Here is a 1,220-nt window from a genome sequence, read left to right as displayed (position 1 = left end):
CGATGGAGCGCGGCGGAAAAGGCGGCATTGGTGCGGCGCACCTACGAGCCTGGGATGTCGGTGTCGCTAGTGGCACGCCAGGAAGGCATCTCGGCCGGGCTGCTGTTCAACTGGCGCCGGCTGGAGCGCCAAGGTGCATTGACTGCGGTGTCGTCGGGCGAGGAAGTGGTGCCGGCGTCAGAGTTGGCCGCCGCGCGCGCCGAGATCGCCAAGCTGCAGCGCGTGCTGGGCAAGAAGACGCTGGAGAACGAGATCCTGAAGGAGGCTGTGGAGTTCGCCACGGCAAAAAAGTGGATTGCGCGCTCGCCTCTATCGCCCAAGGACGACCAGTGAAGGCCGTCTGCGAGGCCTTGGGGCTGGCGCGCTCGCACATCCACACCCTGAAGCACCGACCGGCGTCCTGGAGCGATGGTCGCAAGGGCCGCGCGCAGGACGACAGCGAGCTGGTGGCCGAGGTTCGCCAGCAACTGGCCGAGCTGCCAAGCTACGGCTACCGGCGTGCATGCGCGCTGGTGAACCGCCAGCGCTTGGCCACAGGCCGAGCCCGCGTCAACGCCAAGCGCGTGTACCGGGTCATGGCTGCCCACAAGCTGCTGCTGCCGCGTGCGCCACGCCGGCGGCACTCCAGCCGGCCGCACAGCGGCAAGGTGGGCGTGGCGGCCAGCAACATGCGCTGGTGCTCGGACGGCTTTGAGATCCGTTGCGACTCCGGCCAGGTCGTCACGGCGACGTTCGCAAAGGACTGCTGTGACCGCGAGGTCATGGCCTGGCGCGCGTGGGCGGGCAAGGGGCTGCCTGGCGAGCCGGTGCGCGACATGCTCATCGAGGCCGTGGAGAAGCGCTTCGGCGCCGTGGACGCCATCCCGTCGCAGCATGCGTTGGAGTTCCTCTCGGACAACGGTGGTGCCTATATCGCGCACGACACGCGCAAGATTGCCCGCGCACTGGGGCTCACACCGATCCGTACGCCGGTGTGCAGTCCCCAGAGCAACGGCATCGCAGAAAGCTTCGTCAACACGTTCCGGCGTGACTACGTCAGCCGCATGGACCTCACCGACGCGGTGACCGTGCTGGCCCAGCTACCGGCGGCCTTCGAGCACTTCAACGAGGTGCACCCCCACTCCAGCCTGAAAATGCGTTCGCCGCGCGAGTTCAGGCGGCAACGAAGTCAGGCCTTAACCAACGGATAGGCCGTGTCCGGGAATACGGGGGCAAGACCA

General features: G+C 67.5%; 1 protein-coding gene. It reads left to right on the top strand.

Annotation, left to right across the window (positions count from 1 at the left end; translation table 11 throughout):
• A protein-coding gene (locus tag SM757_RS34845; protein WP_407655832.1) for an IS3 family transposase occupies window positions 1–1,190 on the top strand; the annotation gives its coding sequence in 2 pieces (ribosomal slippage) (window positions 1–292 and window positions 292–1,190; 1,191 coding nt annotated over the 2 pieces). This gene is flagged as partial in the annotation.
• Between the last annotated feature and the right edge of the window lie 30 nt (window positions 1,191–1,220).

The sequence above is a fragment of the Azohydromonas lata genome, from assembly GCF_034427735.1.
GTDB classification, from domain to species: domain Bacteria; phylum Pseudomonadota; class Gammaproteobacteria; order Burkholderiales; family Burkholderiaceae_C; genus Azohydromonas; species Azohydromonas lata.
Note: the sequence above shows the minus strand (reverse complement) of the source record. Positions and strands in the feature narration are given on the sequence as shown.